This is a genomic window from Salirhabdus euzebyi, from assembly GCF_014207435.1.
GTDB classification, from domain to species: Bacteria; Bacillota; Bacilli; order Bacillales; family Alkalibacillaceae; genus Salirhabdus; species Salirhabdus euzebyi.
Map to the genome: position 1 here is coordinate 1 of NZ_JACHGH010000016.1, position 16,938 is coordinate 16,938.

A 16,938-nucleotide genomic window follows, 5' to 3' on the forward strand; every position below is an offset into this window, starting at 1 on the left:
TTGGATGCTGACATCCTTGTAACTCGTTTTGTTGCTTTGCTATTTAAAAAATAGCGAATTGACGTACTGGTTATTTTGTTCAGTTTTCAAAGTTCGAAAGCTTGCGTCGCTCAAAATGGCGACTTTATAAATATAACATGCTGAACTATCATTGTCAACATATTTTTCTTGTGTTTTTCGCGCCTTATTTGGCGACGAACATTAATTTAACATGAATAAAGAAATATGTCAATCGATTTAGACACATTTTTGAAAAGCTTATTAAGCTCTAAACATTTGTGAAAATTCAGGGTAATCAATTACCGAAACAAATTTACTGGTCTCAACAAAAACCAGTTATGCAAAACCTTACTTATAAACGTCCTTTTCATTTAAACTAGAAGAAAAGTATTTTGATGGCATATATTTAATACAATCTGATTTGTCCGCAAAACGTTTAAATAGTTTAAACAAAATATTATATCTTTCTCTCATGGCTCTTTTTACAATTTGGTCAATATGTCTATTTGTTAAATCATGAATTAACTCTTCCATTTCTCTTTTCAACAAGTATTCAAATTCTTTTTTTTCAACATCATTGATGATTAATCCAAACATGCCCATTCTCCTCAATGTGAAATGATTGCCTTAACATTTTCTCCATTTTTGTCCTTTTTATTAGTATTGTTTTAAATTCACATAACTGTGTACATGCATTCATAGAATATATTATCTTGGTAATAGGGGGGACAAAGATTGCAGCATTTCTTTGTTTTTAAATTCACTAAATGGAAAAGATGGGCTTTGGTTATTGGCATGTCGTTTTTTGCAGCTGTATACTTACTGACAGAGACGACAAGTACTTATTCCGTCTTTTCAACAGAAAATGGACCACAAGCTTTAGTTAAAAGTGGACAAGAAGATTCAAAGCAAGTTTCACTAACCTTTAATATTAGTTGGGGGCAGGAAAAAGTATATGACGTGCTAGATGTCCTTAAAAAGGAAAATGTACATGCTACCTTTTTTGTTAGCGGGGAATGGGCTGAGAGACATCCTGATATTTTAAAGAAAATAGCGGAAGATAATCACGAGATAGGCATGTTAGGTTACCGTTATAAGAGTTATGTTCAACAAGATATAGAGCAAGTGAAAAAAGATCTGCGTCAAGCTCGTGAAGTTTTTAACAAATTAGGCTATTCTGATACAAAATTACTCCGGCCCCCTAATGGACATTTTAACGAAGAAATACTTAATACAGCAGAAAAAATGGGCTTTTCAGTAATATATTGGAGTGTTAATCCTAATGATTGGAAAAATCCAGGAACTGAAAAAATTGTTAATACTGTATTAGAGCAAACTTCTGATGGTGACATCGTTCTATTACACGCTTCTGACGCTATAAAGCAAACGGAAAAAGCATTGGAACAAATTATTCCTTCTATTAAAGAGAAAAAACTTGAATTTGTTACGATATCTGAAATCATTTCAAATAGTTCAGCAAATAGTAAGACGATAGAATAGAAAAAGCAGGGAACACGGTTTCCCTACTTTTTCTTTTTTTTATTTGATTTACTAACATTTGTCTGTTTAACAGTTGAATTATCTTGTTGCTCTTGGGTTTTAAAACCAACAATACGATGCAATACTAACAATTGATATGTATTACAAACCAAAAGAGGAACAATCATTAACATCATCCAGTCAGGATCATTCGTACGTAACACTGGTATCCACTCAATAGTGGTGACGACAATCATAAAAAACAAAGCAGGAATAAAAGCTCTCTTGTTTGTCTCTTTGGCCTTTACATAAGAAACAGCATATCCAAAAACAAAAAGAACAGCAGCAGTTGTTAAGTATGGAACGATAGAGGACCCTTCAGGTGCATCGTTGAATCGAAAATAAACAAGATCAAACAAAACAAATGCAATTAAAATAATCTGAACGGGATTCCATAAACTACGAAATAGACTTAAACCAAATTGGTTTATCCATAAATAGGCAAAAAAGCCCATTTGGCTTACGATACTGAATATTAAACCGACGCCAGTAAACCATAACAGCGCCCCAAAAATTTCCCAAATATTTAAAGGACTTAAGAACATGCTATACGAATCGGCTTTTACGAAAAAGCTTGTTATTAATGTAGCTAAAACACCGAGAAATAAAGTTGTTAAAAATAAACGGACCCATTTACGACTAGTCACTAAAAAAATCCTCCCACAGTAATGAATTCTCTATCCTATCGTATTTTATCACTTTTTATCTTATATTTCCTCTTTTAGTCATGTATATTTTTTTACTGCACTTCCATATTAACAAATAGGATGTCTTTATGAAGGAGAGGTCCAAAATGATAAAATGGATACCTATTTTCACAACTTTAGTTTTTTTAGTAGCTTGTGGTGGAAATGGTAATGCGTCACAAGGTGATGCTCAATATGAGACAACCAAAAAAATGGTTGTAGATATAATAAAAACGGATGAAGGCAAAACCGCCTTACAGGAAGTACTGACTGACGATAAAATGAAGCAAGAACTAGTGATGGAATCCGAAACTGTCAAGCAGGCTATCAACAGTACTTTAACTTCCGATCAAGGGAAAGAATTTTGGAATAAATTATTTGAGGATCCAAAATTCGTCCAAACTTACACGAAATCAATTGAAGATGCACAAAAAGATTTGATGAAGGGCCTTCTCACTGATTCGGAATACCAAAAGAAAATGCTCGAATTATTTCAAAATCCTGAAATGCAGGAAATGATGGCGACTACATTGAAAAGCCAGCAATTTCGAGAGCATTTAGAACAAACAATCCAAGAAACATTGGAAAGCCCAGTGTTTAAAGCCAAAATGACTGAAACCCTTCTGAAAGCAGCCGAAGAAATGCAAGGTCAGCAAGGTCAACAAGGCCAACAAGGGCAACAACAAAGCGAACAGCAACAAGGTGGAGAAGGTGGCGGTCAAGGCAGTGAAGGTGAAGGCGGATCTGGGGGATCAGGCTCATGATTCTAATACTGATCTACGTACTAAGTTCCATTTTTTAACAAAAACCCTTGTCGATTAATATCGACAAGGGTTTTCTAATTATTTATATTTTTTCAATACTTTGTTTGCCATAGCTAAAAATACTTTGCTCGTTGGATGATCCTCTTGATATACACCTGGTGCAAAGTCATCTTCATCATCATATGGCTGGTGCAACGGTAAACGGCCTAAAACTTCTGTTTTTAGAACTTCAGCAAGTTTATCTCCCCCACCTTGTCCGAAAACATACTCTTTTTGGCCTGTTAATGTACTTTCAAAATAAGACATATTTTCGACTACACCTAAAATTTCATGATCTGTTTGCAAGGCCATTTGTCCAGCACGAGCTGCAACAAAAGCAGCAGTTGGATGTGGAGTCGTTACAATTATTTCTTTAGAGGAAGGTAGCATAGCATGTACATCTAGAGCCATATCACCTGTTCCTGGTGGTAGATCTAATAATAAGAAATCTAAATCCGACCACTCCACTTCCTTAAAGAAGCTTGTTAACATTTTTCCTAGCATTGGGCCACGCCAAATAATTGGAGAGTTATCCTCAACGAAAAAGCCCATGGAAACTACTTTTACACCAAAACGTTCTACCGGAATGATTTTTTCCCCTCTTACTTGGGGACGATTTTCTATTCCCATCATATCAGGAACACTGAATCCATATATATCCGCATCAATAATGCCGACTTTTTTACCTAATCGAGCTAACGCTACAGCCAAGTTTACTGTAACAGTAGACTTACCAACTCCACCTTTTCCACTAGCTACAGCAATAAAGTTCGTTTTAGAAGTACCACCTAAAAGGCTAGCCTCCTGTTGTTTCTTTGCAGCCTCTTCATATTTTCCCATTACGTCATCAGGAAGTTTAGAGAAACGCAACCCAACGGTAGTAACCCCTTCTTTTTTTAAAGCCGCTACAATTTCCTGTTGTAATTGCATCTGCTCTTTAGAATTTGGGTTTCCTATTGCTAGCTTTACACTCACATGGTTCTTTTCTTCTTTTATGGTTATTTCCTGAATTGCGTTCGTTTCTTCAAACGTTTTATGTAAATATGGGTCCTTAAACTTCTTTAATATATCTATTACTTGATCTTGTGTTAACATATCGTCACCATCCTTTGGGAATTGTACAAGGATAGTATAACATAACTTGTATCCATAGCTAAGTGATTAACATACTCGTTAAGATTGTTCTTCATTAGGAAATTCTTTTTCTGTTACGTAACGTAACATCCCCTCATAAATAGATGCAGCCATTTTATCTTGATAACTAGAAGTTTTTAATAAATCCCGTTCATGCGGATTAGATAGAAAACCAATTTCTACTAGAGCTCCAGGCGCTTTAACGTTCTTTAAAATATACATATTATTAAGTGCTAAAGCCTTTCTCGTAGTATTACTCAAGTTACGAGTAATCTCCGATTGAATAAACTTCGCCAAATGCTCACTTTCATCTAGTGCAGGATAATAAAATGTTTGGGCTCCAGACCATTTTGCAGATGGGATTGCATTTAAATGAATACTCACAAAGAAATCGGGTTCTTTATCTTGTATAAACTGAACCCTTTTTCGAATATCTTCAGATTTGCGATTTGATAGCCCTTGGGTACCTTCTGCGGCTAAGTCTTGATCTTTTTCTCTAGTCATATATACAAAAGCTCCAGCTTCTTGTAAGTAATCCCGTAATAGAATAGATGTACTTAAAGCAATGTCTTTTTCAAGGGTTTCATCTTTCCCAACCGCTCCACCATCAACCCCTCCATGTCCAGGATCAATGACTACTACTTTTCCAGATAAAGGCAAAGACCAAGGCTCCCACGCTTCTTTCGTCGTTACTGGATATTGCAACAAATAAATGAGTGCAAATAATCCAGCAAACCACAATACGATGTAAACAACCTTTTTCATACGTTTTCCTCCCCATAATCCCCACTCGTTTTAACTATATGGGACAAGGGTTGAGAATATGCTTTTCAAATAATAATACTTATTTAAATTGTTTATTGAATAGAGTAGGTTAAAATGTTAGTGGGGTAAGGAAGGTAATCAAAAATAGCCGATTCCTACTTCCATAGGTAGTTTCGCTTCATTTTTGAAAGTTGAAGGAAGATATTTGTAAAATATAAAAAACCCTCGGTAAAATACCAAGGGTTTTGATCGTATAAATTAACGTTTTGAGAACTGTGGTGCACGACGAGCTGCTTTAAGACCGTATTTCTTACGCTCTTTTGCACGTGCGTCACGAGTAAGTAATCCAGCGCTCTTTAGAGTTGAACGGTATTCCGGATCAGCTTCAAGTAATGCGCGAGCAATTCCTAAACGGATTGCACCAGCTTGACCAGTGTAACCTCCACCAGTAACTGTTACAACAACATCATAGCTACCTTTTGTTTCTGTAACTTCTAATGGTTGGTTTAGGATAAGGCGTAGTGTTTCATGTGGAAAATAATCTTCTGCGTCGCGTTTATTAACAACTACTTTACCAGTACCTGGAACTAAACGTACACGAGCAACAGAACTTTTACGACGTCCAGTACCGTAGTATTGTACTTGTGCCACTCTAGTCGACCTCCTTAATAATTACCCACGAAGCTCATAAACTTCTGGATTTTGTGCTTGGTGCTTGTGCTCAGGACCTGCGTAAACATGAAGTTTCTTAGCCATTTTACGACCTAAGCTATTTTTTGGTAACATACCTGAAATAGTAAGTTCAAGCATCTTTTCAGGATAGTTCGTACGCATTTCGTCAGCAGTACGAGATTTTAATCCACCAGGATAGTTTGAATGACGGTAATACATTTTATCAGATAGTTTTTTACCAGTTAAATGTACTTTATTAGCATTAACGATGATAACGTGATCACCAGTGTCTACATGCGGTGTGTATGTTGGTTTGTGTTTTCCACGAAGGATAGAAGCAACTTCACTAGCTAAACGACCTAGTGTTTTTCCTTCTGCATCAACAACATACCATTTGCGATCAACTTCTTTATCTTTCGCCATGAAAGTTGTGCGCATTTCGTTCCCTCCTAATTAAATCAATCTTTTTTACGAATTTTATTATCTCAACACGAATAACTTTCCGGGGCTATCACGTGGTTATGAAATAAAATGCCATAGGTAATATTATAATATGTGGGGTGCCAATGTCAAGATATAAAGAGAAAAAGTGGGAGAAACGTAAAAATTCCCACTTTAAATCGATTCTTCTGCTGATTTAACCGTGTGATTCAAAAGCATGGAAATGGTAATTGGGCCAATTCCGCCTGGAACAGGGGTAATTGCTCCTGCATTTTTAGAGCACGCTTCGTAGTCTACGTCCCCAATATTTCCTGGATTGTAGCCTGCATCAATAACAACTGCCCCTTCTTTGATCCAGTCACCTTGAACAAAATTTGGTTTTCCAACTGCTGCAACGACGATATCAGCCTGTCGAACAATAGTAGGTAAATCTATTGTTTTCGAATGACACGTTGTTACGGTAGCATTTCTATTTAAAAGCATCATAGAAACTGGTTTCCCTAAAATAGGGCTTCGACCGATGACAACGGCATGCTTCCCTTCCAGTGGCAGCTGATAAAAGTCGATTAATTGTAGGATTGCGGCTGGAGTGCAGCTTGGATAACGCCCAAAATTAAAAGCCGTTTCACCGAATCCTGTGCTTGTTACACCATCAACATCCTTGTTTATAGCTATCGTATCAAAAGCTAATCTTTCATCAATATGTTCTGGTACAGGATGTTGTAACAATATACCGTGTACTTGCTCATCTGCATTAAGATCCGAAATTGTTTGTAAAAGCTGTTCCGTTGTTGTTTCTTCAGGCAGATGGATTTTTTTCGATTCAATACCTATTTTTTTACAAGCATTCCCTTTCATCCGAATGTAAGTCGCTGAAGATGGGTCATTACCAACTAATATAGTTGCTAAACAAGGAACAATCCCTTTTTCTTTTAGTTTTTCTACCCGCGGTTGTAGCTTTTCTTTTACCGTATCTGCCACACGTTTGCCGTCTAGAATAATTTTATTTTCCATCATTTTCCTCCTTAACTTAAAGAAAACTAATCAAACATTAGTCAATAAAATCAAACGAGATATTCCTATCTCGGCCCAGACGACCGGCTATTACCCAAACACAGCTCCCTTATGGTCTATTCCACTTCCGTCGTCAGTAACTGTGTCGTAACTTTTTTACTTTTTCTGTTTTACAAGTGCTTTTTCTGCTATATCTGTTCGAAAAAACACATGTTCAGATTGCAGTTTCTTTATTTCTTCATATACCTTTCGTTGGGCGTCCTCAAGTGTATTTTCCATACGTGCTAGTAAAAGGACACGTCCACCATTGGTTACAAATCCTTCTTCTGTTCTTTTCGTACCTGCATGAAAATTCATTGTATCTTGAGTAAGGTTGTTTAATCCAATAATCCGCTTGTTTTTCACGTAATTTTCTGGATAACCTTCAGCTGCTAATACAATACCTACAACTGCCTGCTCATTCCACGTTAAGTGAACAGGTTCATCCTTTAATATATGAAGAATTACTTCTGTTAGGTCACTTTCCAATCTAGGAAGAACCACTTGAGTTTCTGGATCCCCAAAACGAGCATTAAATTCAATTACTTTTGGTCCAGACTCTGTCGCAATAATTCCCCCATATAATACACCTACAAACGGAGTTCTTTCTTCCACTAATGCCGAAGCAATGGGCTTCATGATGTAATCAATCGTTTCCTGCACAATAGTAGAAGAAATTTGTGGAACCGGTGAATAAGCACCCATTCCCCCTGTGTTTGGGCCTTTATCTTGATCATATGCCCGTTTATGATCCTGAGATATGACCATCGGATACACTTTATCTCCATTTACAAAAGCCATTAAAGAAAATTCTTCACCCGCTAAATACTCTTCCACCACAACCTGTTGACTTGCATCACCAAACTTATGCTGCACCATCATTTCGTCTAACGCGGCTAGAGCTTCTTCCATAGTCATTGCTACCGTTACACCTTTTCCAGCTGCCAATCCATCGGCCTTAATCACAATTGGCGCGCCTTCCTGCAACACGTAGGCCTTTGCATCATTATATTCAGAGAATGTCTTCGAATACCCAGTTGGAATCTTATATTTACTCATTAATGCTTTAGCAAAAGACTTTGATCCCTCGATTTGAGCTGCTGCTTTTGTAGGACCAAAAACGAGAAAACCTTCTGCTTGAAAACGATCTACCAACCCTGCAAGAAGTGGAGCCTCTGGGCCAACAAAAACCAAATCAATGTTTTCTTCTTTTGCAAACGAAATGAGGTTATCTTGATCCATCTCATCAATAGGTACTAAATTTGCAACATCTGTCATACCGTCATTACCTGGTGCCACAAATACTTCTTCTACTAATTTACTTTGGACAAATTTCCACGCAATAGTATGTTCACGTCCACCTCGCCCGATAACCAACACTTTCATGTTCTGCACCTCTTTCAAGCATTAATGTTTAAAGTGACGAACTCCTGTAAACACCATTGCAATTCCATATTCATCACACTTTTTAATAGAATCTTCATCGCGAATCGATCCTCCAGGCTGGATAATGGCAGTTACTCCCGCTTTAGCTGCCACTTCTACCGTATCATCCATAGGAAAAAACGCATCGGAAGCCATAGCTGACCCTTTTGCTTTTTCACCCGCTTGCTCTAGTGCAATTTTTGCCGCTCCAACTCGATTCATTTGACCAGCGCCGACACCGATTGTCATTTGATCTTTTGCTAGCAAAATTGCGTTGGACTTCACATGTTTCACTACACTCCAAGCTAGCTTTAAATCTTCCCACTCTTTGTCTGTAGGCTCTCTTTTCGTAGGAATGGAAATATTCGCTTGTTCTAACGTAAAACTATCTTCCTCCTGTACTAACAATCCACCATGTATTGAAGTAAGAGCTTTTTCTACTTCGTCATTTCCATCCATTCCTAACAGTAATAGACGAAGGTTTTTCTTCCCTTTTAACACCTCTAGTGCTTCAACTGAAAACGAGGGAGCAATAATAATTTCCAAAAATATTTCTTTCATTTTCAACGCTGTAGCTTCATCTATTTCTCGATTGGCTGCGATTATTCCACCAAAAATGGAAATTGGGTCTGCCTCATAAGCTCGGTCATATGCTTGTTCAATATTTTCAGCTATTCCAACTCCACACGGATTCATATGCTTAACCGCTACTACCGCAGGCTGTTGAAATTCTTTTACAATTGCAACTGCTGCATTGGCATCGCTAATGTTATTATAGGATAACTCTTTCCCATGAAGCTGCTTTGCCGAAGCGATTGATGAAGTTACCGATAAAGCATTGCTGTAAAAGGCAGCCTTTTGATGAGGGTTTTCCCCGTAACGCAAATCTTGTTTCTTTTCATATGTAACGGTTAACGATTCTGGATACTCTTCTCCTGTTGCTTCTGTTAAATATTTAGCTATTAAGGCGTCATATTGTGCAGTGTGGCGAAATACTTTCGCCGCTAATTGTTGTCTAACCTCATAGGATGTTGTACCGTTATCGGAAAACTCAGCTAAAACAGTTTCATAGTCTTGTGGATCCACAACTACAGTTACATCACGATGATTTTTAGCTGCAGCACGCAGCATCGTCGGACCACCTATATCAATATTTTCAATTGCCTCTTCAAATGTTACTTCCGGTTTTGAAATCGTTTCTTTAAAGGGATACAAGTTTACAACGACTAAATCAATCGTTTGTAAGTTATGCTTTTGTAATTGCTCTTGATGCTCTTCATTATCACGAACGGCTAGTAATCCACCGTAAACATTAGGATGCAGTGTTTTGACTCTTCCGTCTAAGATTTCTGGAAAACCTGTTAGATCCGAGATTCCTACTACGTTTACATGATTTTGCTGAAGAAGATTTTTTGTTCCACCAGTTGAAATAATTTCTACACCGTGCTGCTGTAAAGCTTTCGCAAATTCCACAACACCTTCTTTATCAGAAACACTTATTAAAGCTCTTTTTATGGACAACTTTTTTCCCCCTATCTAACACATAAGTTATGTAATATTTCTGGAAAGAGTTGATGCTCAACTCGTTGAATTTTCTCTTGGACGACTTCCCTTGTATCTTCTCTTTCAATCCGAACAGCCTCTTGCTCAATTATTGGGCCAGTATCCATTCCTGCATCCACATAATGAATTGTTACCCCAGTTATTTTAACCTTTTTATCAAAAGCTTGGCCAATAGCATCCTTCCCAGGAAAAGCCGGGAGCAAGGAAGGATGGATATTGATAATTTTCCCTTCGAATGCCGTTAATAAAGTGGGGCCTATTAGTCGCATGTAACCGGCAAGTGCTACCAAGTCTATTTGTTTTTGTTCTAGTTGTTTTTGGATTTGTTTTTCAAAATCCCTTTTACTATCATACGTTTTAGGATCAAACACAAAACAAGGAACATTTGCTATCGTGGCACGTTCTATTACTTTAGCATTTGGCTTATCACAAACGAGTATTTCGACCTTAAAAGCTGTAGATTCTTTTAATCCTGCATCTACAATGGACTGAAAATTAGTACCGCTCCCTGATGCAAACACAGCAATTTTCTTTTTAATCAAGTTCGACACCACTCTCTGCGGATACTTCACCAATTTTATAGGCCTTCTCCCCCAAAGCTATAAGTGTGTCAATCACCTCGTCTGCAACGTTAGCGGAAACAGCCAACACCATACCTATCCCCATATTAAAAACGGAAAACATTTCTTCTTTGGATAATTGTCCCGTCTGTTGAAGTAGTTCAAAAATTGGATGTGGGTTCCAAGTGCCTAAGCCAATTTTGGCACCTAAACCATTTGGTAACATTCTTGGAATATTTTCATAAAAACCCCCACCAGTTATATGGGCCATACCCTTTACTTCATATTTTTGCAACAGTTCTATAATTGTCTTTACATATATACGAGTTGGAGTGAGTAATTCTTCTCCAATTGTTTTATCAAATTTGGAATAGTAGTCTTCTAACTGAAAACCACCTTCATCAAGTAATACTTTTCTTACTAAAGAAAAGCCGTTACTATGTAGTCCACTAGATCGTATACCAATCAATGCATCTTTAGCTTCAATGTTTGCACCACTGATGATTTTAGATTTCTCTACCGCTCCAACTGCAAAACCTGCCACATCATACTCTTCAGGTGCGTACATTCCCGGCATTTCAGCTGTCTCTCCACCAACAAGCGAACAACCTGCCTGCATGCACCCTTCCGAAATCCCTTTTACAATCTGCTCAATTTTCGCAGGATCTGCTTTCCCTAATGCAAGATAATCTAAAAAGAATAATGGCTCTGCTCCTTGTACAACAATATCATTCACACACATTGCAACTGCATCAATGCCTATTGTATCATGCCTATTCATTTGGAATGCTAGCATCAGCTTTGTTCCGACTCCATCTGTTCCAGAAACGAGTACAGGTTCTTTCATATTTAGAGCAGATAAATCAAACATACCTCCAAAAGCACCAATAGCCCCAAGAACTTCTGGTCTATTTGTTTTTTGAATATGTTTTTTCATTCGGCGAACGGATTCATAACCCGCTTCAATATCTACCCCAGCCTTTTTGTATGCATCTACCATCATGAATCGCTCCTATTCCCGTTCCTATATTAGTAAGTAAGCCCTACCTTTTCGTGCGGACGTACTGTATCTTTATATATTTCTGTCGGATACTTTCCGGTAAAGCAAGCCAAACATTGTCCACAGTTTTTCATCAAACTAGGTCTACCAATACCTTCTAGCATTCCATCAATTGATAGAAAGCGAAGAGAATCGGCCCCAATTATTTGGCGAATTTCCTCTACACTGTTCCAGGAAGCAATTAACTCTTCTGAAGAGGATGTATCAATCCCGTAGTAACAAGGGTGAGTAATTGGCGGGGAACTAATCCGCACGTGTACTTCCTTTGCCCCCGCTTCACGTAGCATGTTTACAATCCTCCGTGATGTCGTGCCCCGTACGATAGAGTCATCTACCATCACGACGCGCTTGCCTTCTACTATTTTTCGGACCGGAGATAGTTTCATTTGTACCCCTTTTTCCCGAAGTTCTTGAGAAGGCTTTATAAACGTTCGACCAACATACCGATTTTTAATTAACCCTAACTCATAAGGAATATGGGATTCTTCTGCAAAGCCTATAGCTGCTGAAATACTAGAATCCGGAACACCTGTCACAACGTCCGCTTCAATAGGCGCCTCTTTGGCTAATTGTTTACCTAGTGCTTTTCGTGCGGAGTGAATATTAATCCCGTCTACATTACTATCAGGTCGAGCAAAGTACACATACTCCATGGAGCAAATCGCCCGCTCTTCTTTCGTAATATATTGTTCAGATCTAACGCCATGTTGATCAATAATTACTAGTTCTCCTGGCTCTATTTCACGGACATACTCGGCTCCAACAACATCAAAGGCACACGTTTCAGACGCCACAACCCAAGCTCCATCCATTTTTCCTAATGATAATGGTCTCATACCTAATGGATCTAATGCAGCGTATAATTCATTTTCTGTCATTATGAGAAAAGCAAATGCACCTTTTAATAAAGGTAACGAATTTTTTATCCGTACTTCTAACGGTAAATAGTTACTTTTCTTTACTAAGTGGGCCAACACTTCTGTATCAGAGGTTGTTTGAAAAATACTCCCATCACCTTCTAATTGCTTTCTTAATGCCATTGCGTTTACTAGATTGCCGTTATGTGCTAAAGCGAGCGATCCTGTTTGTGAGTGAAAAAGGAAGGGCTGAACATTTTCATAGCCGCCCCCTCCTGCAGTAGAATAACGAACATGGCCGATAGCAGCATCTCCTGTTAATTCATTTAAGATTTGTTCATTAAATACTTCTGTTACTAAGCCCAAACCCTTTTTTTGTTTCAATTGTTGTTGATCGGAAACGACAATACCCGTCCCCTCTTGTCCGCGATGCTGCATACTATGTAAGCCATAGTACGTTAAATGCGAAGCGTCCTTATGACCCCACACACCGAACAAGCCACATTCCTCGTTTAAGCCTCTGATTTCAGCAAACATGGGATAGCCCCTTTCCAAGCTTTGTTCATTTCTGACACATTCATTTCGACAAGAGGATTTCCATTTTCGTTTATAATCGTGATCAATCCGTTATTTGTTACATGGCCTATACATATAGCCTCTTTTACTTTTTGTTCAAACGCTTCTTTTTTATTTGGTGATACAGATACGACAAAACGTGATTGCGTTTCACTAAACAGTGCAGAGACTTCCTCACCTGTCACTTGTACATATGCTCCTAACGAGGACGTACCCATTAAACATTCTGCCAAAGCTACCGCAAAACCACCTTCTGAAAGGTCATGTGCAGATGCAACTGCATTTGCTTGAATCGCCTCTAAAAGCTGTTTTTGTCGTTTAGCTTCTACCTGCAAATCAATAGTAGGTGCTTTCCCACTGTAATCCCCATCTACTATTTGTTGAAGCTCACTACCTCCAAATTCAGGCTTCGTTTCACCAATGACATAAATAAGATCTCCCACATCTTTAAAGGATTGGGTCGTAATATGCTCAACATCGTGAACCAATCCAACCATCCCAACGATAGGAGTAGGATAGATAGCCTTTCCATTCGTTTCATTATAAAGGGATACGTTCCCACCAATGACAGGAGTTTGTAACCTTTCACACGCTTCGCTCATTCCATCTGTTGCTTTTTCAAGCTGCCAGAAGATTTCTGGTTTTTCTGGATTTCCGAAATTGATTCCATCTGTGATTGCCAACGGTTCTCCACCGGAACATACTATATTTCGAGCCGCTTCCGCTACAGCAATTTTCCCACCTGTTTCCGGATCCAAATATAAATATCTACTATTACAATCCGTTGTCATCGCTAACGCCTTATTCGTCCCTCTTATTCGTAAAACGGCAGCATCGGAGCCAGGAGCAACAACCGTATTTGTTCGAATCATATAGTCATATTGATTATAAACCCACTCTTTACTTGCAATGGTAGGCTGCGTTAAGAGTTTTAGTAGCATTTCATTGTAATTGCTCACTTGTGGTATGGCTATTTCTAGTTCCTGCATTTCCTTGAAATAAGCTGGTTCTTTTGAAGGCATATAATAAACAGGTGCATCTTCCGCTAAAGCATCAACTGGAACATCAGCGACAACTTCTCCTTTATGAAAAAGACGGAAGCGTTGGTTATCTGTTACTACACCCACTGATTTCGCTTCTAGATCGTAATTTTTAAACAAGTCTACTACCTCTTGCTCACGACCTTTTTTTATAACTACTAACATTCGTTCTTGGGATTCAGATAACATCATTTCATAAGGAGTCATGTTTAGTTCCCGTTGTGGCACTTCATCTAAATTAAGTTCAATACCAGTTCCTGCTTTACTTGCCATTTCACTTGCAGAAGAAGTTAAACCAGCTGCTCCCATATCTTGAATACCGACAAGTGCATCTGACTTAATCAATTCTAAACACGCTTCCATTAATAACTTTTCCATAAAGGGATCTCCTACTTGTACTGCTGGACGATCCTCATCTGAAACATCTGTTAATTCATCCGATGCAAAAGTTGCACCATGAATGCCATCCCGGCCAGTCGATGCCCCTACATACATTACCGTATTACCGATTCCTTTTGCTTGACCCTTTTGTATATCCTCATGATTAATTAAGCCTACACACATGGCGTTAACAAGTGGATTTCCTTTATAGCAATCATCAAATTGAATTTCTCCACCGACAGTAGGAATGCCAATACAGTTGCCGTAGCCAGCAATTCCTGCCACTACTTCTTCAAACAAATACTTTACTCTTGGGTTATCGAGCTTGCCAAAACGAAGCGAGTTTAATAATGCAATTGGTCTAGCACCCATTGAGAATACGTCACGGATAATACCTCCAACACCAGTTGCAGCACCTTGATATGGTTCAATGGCAGATGGATGGTTATGGCTCTCAATTTTAAATACAACTGCCTGCCCATCGTTTATATCCACAATACCAGCACCTTCACCAGGCCCTTGTAAAACGCGATCACCTTTTGTAGGAAACTTCTTTAATATCGGTTTAGACGTTTTATAGCTACAATGTTCTGACCACATAACAGAAAATAAACCTGTTTCCGTGTAGTTTGGCACTCTACCTAGAAGTTCTTCTATCTTAGAGAATTCTTCATCACTTAAACCCATTTCTCGATACAGCTTCTCTTCTTTAATTTTTGTTGTATTTGGCTCAAGAAGTAATGACATGTTTTTCCCTCCAGTATGTAAGAATAGACTGAAACAAACGTAAACCATCAGCACATCCAAGTAATGAGTCAACCGCACGCTCTGGGTGTGGCATCATTCCTAACACGTTTCCGCTTTTATTCATAATCCCTGCAATGTTTTCTTTGGAACCATTCGGATTTACACCCTCATACTGAAATAAAATTTGGTTGTTTTTCTTCAATTGATCTAATGTTTCCTGATCACAATCATAGTTTCCTTCTCCATGTGCAATCGGGATGGTTATGATTTCTTCCTTTTCATATCTGCTCGTGAACATAGATTCATTGTTTACTACTTTTAACTGAACATTTTGGCACAAAAATTTTAAATGTTCGTTTCGCTTCATAGCACCAGGTAAAATGCCTGATTCTAATAAAATTTGAAAGCCATTGCATACACCTAAGATAGGTTTACCTTGTTCAACCGCTTCCTTAACTGCTGCCATGATCGGAGAGAACTGTGCGATAGCGCCTGTACGTAAATAATCGCCATAGGAAAACCCACCAGGAAGTAAAATAGCATCATAGCCAGTTAAATCTGTTGTCGTGTGGGAAACATATTCGACCTCTTCTCCTAACCCGTCCTGAACAGCGTGGAACATGTCGATGTCACAATTAGATCCAGGAAACACTACTACAGCGAATTTCATGGAGTAATAACCTCCTCAACCTCATAACGATAGTCTTCCATTACAGGATTTGTTAACAGGCGATGACACATTTCTTCTACTGTCTTTTCAATATTGTCTAATTGCTCTATTTCTAATTCCATATATTTTCCGATACGTACATCATGTACAGCTGTATATTCCATACTATGTAAAGCTCCCTTTACAGCCTTCCCTTGAGGATCTAACACACCATTTTTTAACGTCACGAAAACTTTTACCTTATACATTTTGCTCCCCCTTTAATCGTTGTAAAATGATATCGTATGCTTCTGTAAGACTTCCAATATCTCGTCTAAAGACATCCTTGTCTAATTTCTTATTCGTTTCTATATCCCAAAGACGACAAGTATCTGGTGAAACTTCATCTGCCAGTAATACGTTACCTGCTCTATCTATCCCAAACTCTAGTTTGAAATCAACTAATCTAACATTACAACTAGTGAAAATATCCGATAAAATGTCATTCACCTTTAGGGCTTGGTTTTTAATGTCCATCAGCTGCTGCTGTGAAGCAATTTGTAAATAGTCAATATGATCTTCATTAATAAGTGGGTCACCTAGAGCGTCATCCTTGTAGTAATATTCCACAATTGGCTTAGGAAGATAGATGCCTTCATCTTTCCCTAAACGTTTTGCTAAGCTACCTGCAATAACATTACGGACGACAACTTCTATAGGTACAATAGTAGTTCTTTGTACTAGTTGCTCCGTTTCCGATAACTGTTGGATAAAGTGATTCGTAACATCCCGATTATGAAGCATACGAAAAATGAGGGATGAAATCTCATTATTGTATCTACCTTTACCTACAATCGTTGCTTTTTTGGCCGCGTTAAAAGCAGTTGCACTATCCTTATACTCAACCCACAACACATCAGGTTGGTCTGTTTCATACAATCTTTTTGCTTTACCCTCATATACGAGCTGACCTTTTTGCATAAAAAC

Annotated in this window: 18 protein-coding genes and 1 riboswitch; of the genes, 2 read left to right on the forward strand and 16 right to left on the reverse strand. The window is 38.2% G+C overall.

Annotated elements, in window-relative coordinates; all coding sequences use genetic code 11:
- Positions 1 to 348: 348 nt before the first annotated feature.
- Positions 349 to 597: a hypothetical protein gene (locus HNQ94_RS17855; protein ID WP_174497685.1), complete on the reverse strand. Its 249-nt coding sequence runs from the start codon at positions 595 to 597 to the stop codon at positions 349 to 351.
- Positions 598 to 735: 138 nt separating this feature from the next.
- On the opposite strand from HNQ94_RS17855, the gene pdaB reads away from it, so the two are divergent.
- Complete coding sequence (gene pdaB / locus HNQ94_RS17860; RefSeq protein WP_174497684.1) at positions 736 to 1,500, forward strand: polysaccharide deacetylase family sporulation protein PdaB; 765 nt, start codon at positions 736 to 738, stop codon at positions 1,498 to 1,500.
- A gap of 23 nt (positions 1,501 to 1,523) precedes the next feature.
- On the opposite strand, the gene HNQ94_RS17865 is transcribed toward pdaB, so the two are convergent.
- Complete coding sequence (locus HNQ94_RS17865; protein WP_174497683.1) at positions 1,524 to 2,186, reverse strand: KinB-signaling pathway activation protein; 663 nt, start codon at positions 2,184 to 2,186, stop codon at positions 1,524 to 1,526.
- 146 nt (positions 2,187 to 2,332) lie between these two features.
- On the opposite strand from HNQ94_RS17865, the gene gerD reads away from it, so the two are divergent.
- Positions 2,333 to 2,989 (forward strand): spore germination lipoprotein GerD, encoded by a 657-nt coding sequence (gerD, locus tag HNQ94_RS17870; protein WP_174497682.1) that lies wholly within the window; start codon positions 2,333 to 2,335, stop codon positions 2,987 to 2,989.
- Between the two features lie 78 nt (positions 2,990 to 3,067).
- Here gerD and salA read toward each other — a convergent pair whose 3' ends face one another.
- The 14 genes from salA to purC form a co-directional block, all read right to left on the reverse strand.
- Positions 3,068 to 4,123, reverse strand: a complete 1,056-nt coding sequence (salA, locus tag HNQ94_RS17875) for an iron-sulfur carrier protein/transcriptional regulator SalA (protein WP_174497681.1) — start codon at positions 4,121 to 4,123, stop codon at positions 3,068 to 3,070.
- A 78-nt stretch (positions 4,124 to 4,201) separates the two neighbouring features.
- Positions 4,202 to 4,927: an N-acetylmuramoyl-L-alanine amidase CwlD gene (gene cwlD / locus HNQ94_RS17880; RefSeq protein ID WP_174497680.1), complete on the reverse strand. Its 726-nt coding sequence runs from the start codon at positions 4,925 to 4,927 to the stop codon at positions 4,202 to 4,204.
- A 258-nt stretch (positions 4,928 to 5,185) separates the two neighbouring features.
- A complete protein-coding gene (rpsI, locus tag HNQ94_RS17885; RefSeq protein WP_174497679.1) occupies positions 5,186 to 5,578 on the reverse strand; it encodes a 30S ribosomal protein S9 in 393 nt (130 codons plus the stop codon).
- A 21-nt stretch (positions 5,579 to 5,599) separates the two neighbouring features.
- The gene (gene rplM, locus HNQ94_RS17890) at positions 5,600 to 6,037 is read right to left on the reverse strand and encodes a 50S ribosomal protein L13 (protein ID WP_174497678.1); all 438 of its coding nucleotides are present in this window, start codon (positions 6,035 to 6,037) and stop codon (positions 5,600 to 5,602) included.
- Between the two features lie 177 nt (positions 6,038 to 6,214).
- Positions 6,215 to 7,054: a bifunctional 5,10-methylenetetrahydrofolate dehydrogenase/5,10-methenyltetrahydrofolate cyclohydrolase gene (locus tag HNQ94_RS17895; protein WP_174497677.1), complete on the reverse strand. Its 840-nt coding sequence runs from the start codon at positions 7,052 to 7,054 to the stop codon at positions 6,215 to 6,217.
- 66 nt (positions 7,055 to 7,120) lie between these two features.
- Positions 7,121 to 7,205: riboswitch (ZMP/ZTP riboswitch) on the reverse strand.
- Between the two features lie 5 nt (positions 7,206 to 7,210).
- Complete coding sequence (gene purD / locus HNQ94_RS17900; protein WP_174497676.1) at positions 7,211 to 8,479, reverse strand: phosphoribosylamine--glycine ligase; 1,269 nt, start codon at positions 8,477 to 8,479, stop codon at positions 7,211 to 7,213.
- 21 nt (positions 8,480 to 8,500) lie between these two features.
- The gene (gene purH, locus HNQ94_RS17905) at positions 8,501 to 10,039 is read right to left on the reverse strand and encodes a bifunctional phosphoribosylaminoimidazolecarboxamide formyltransferase/IMP cyclohydrolase (RefSeq protein WP_174497675.1); all 1,539 of its coding nucleotides are present in this window, start codon (positions 10,037 to 10,039) and stop codon (positions 8,501 to 8,503) included.
- An 11-nt stretch (positions 10,040 to 10,050) separates the two neighbouring features.
- Complete coding sequence (gene purN / locus HNQ94_RS17910; RefSeq protein ID WP_174497693.1) at positions 10,051 to 10,620, reverse strand: phosphoribosylglycinamide formyltransferase; 570 nt, start codon at positions 10,618 to 10,620, stop codon at positions 10,051 to 10,053.
- Positions 10,616 to 11,641: a phosphoribosylformylglycinamidine cyclo-ligase gene (purM, locus tag HNQ94_RS17915; protein WP_174497692.1), complete on the reverse strand. Its 1,026-nt coding sequence runs from the start codon at positions 11,639 to 11,641 to the stop codon at positions 10,616 to 10,618. The genes purN and purM overlap by 5 nt, the downstream gene beginning before the upstream one ends.
- A gap of 29 nt (positions 11,642 to 11,670) precedes the next feature.
- Positions 11,671 to 13,095, reverse strand: a complete 1,425-nt coding sequence (purF, locus tag HNQ94_RS17920; protein WP_174497674.1) for an amidophosphoribosyltransferase — start codon at positions 13,093 to 13,095, stop codon at positions 11,671 to 11,673.
- Positions 13,071 to 15,302 carry a phosphoribosylformylglycinamidine synthase subunit PurL gene (gene purL, locus HNQ94_RS17925; RefSeq protein WP_174497673.1) on the reverse strand — a complete coding sequence of 744 codons (2,232 nt, stop codon included), beginning with the start codon at positions 15,300 to 15,302 and terminating at the stop codon, positions 13,071 to 13,073. Before purL ends, purF begins: the two co-directional genes overlap by 25 nt.
- A complete protein-coding gene (gene purQ, locus HNQ94_RS17930; protein WP_174497672.1) occupies positions 15,286 to 15,972 on the reverse strand; it encodes a phosphoribosylformylglycinamidine synthase subunit PurQ in 687 nt (228 codons plus the stop codon). The genes purL and purQ overlap by 17 nt, the downstream gene beginning before the upstream one ends.
- Positions 15,969 to 16,220 (reverse strand): phosphoribosylformylglycinamidine synthase subunit PurS, encoded by a 252-nt coding sequence (gene purS, locus HNQ94_RS17935; RefSeq protein ID WP_174497671.1) that lies wholly within the window; start codon positions 16,218 to 16,220, stop codon positions 15,969 to 15,971. The genes purQ and purS overlap by 4 nt, the downstream gene beginning before the upstream one ends.
- A complete protein-coding gene (purC, locus tag HNQ94_RS17940) occupies positions 16,213 to 16,932 on the reverse strand; it encodes a phosphoribosylaminoimidazolesuccinocarboxamide synthase (protein ID WP_174497670.1) in 720 nt (239 codons plus the stop codon). The genes purS and purC overlap by 8 nt, the downstream gene beginning before the upstream one ends.
- Positions 16,933 to 16,938 lie beyond the last annotated feature (6 nt).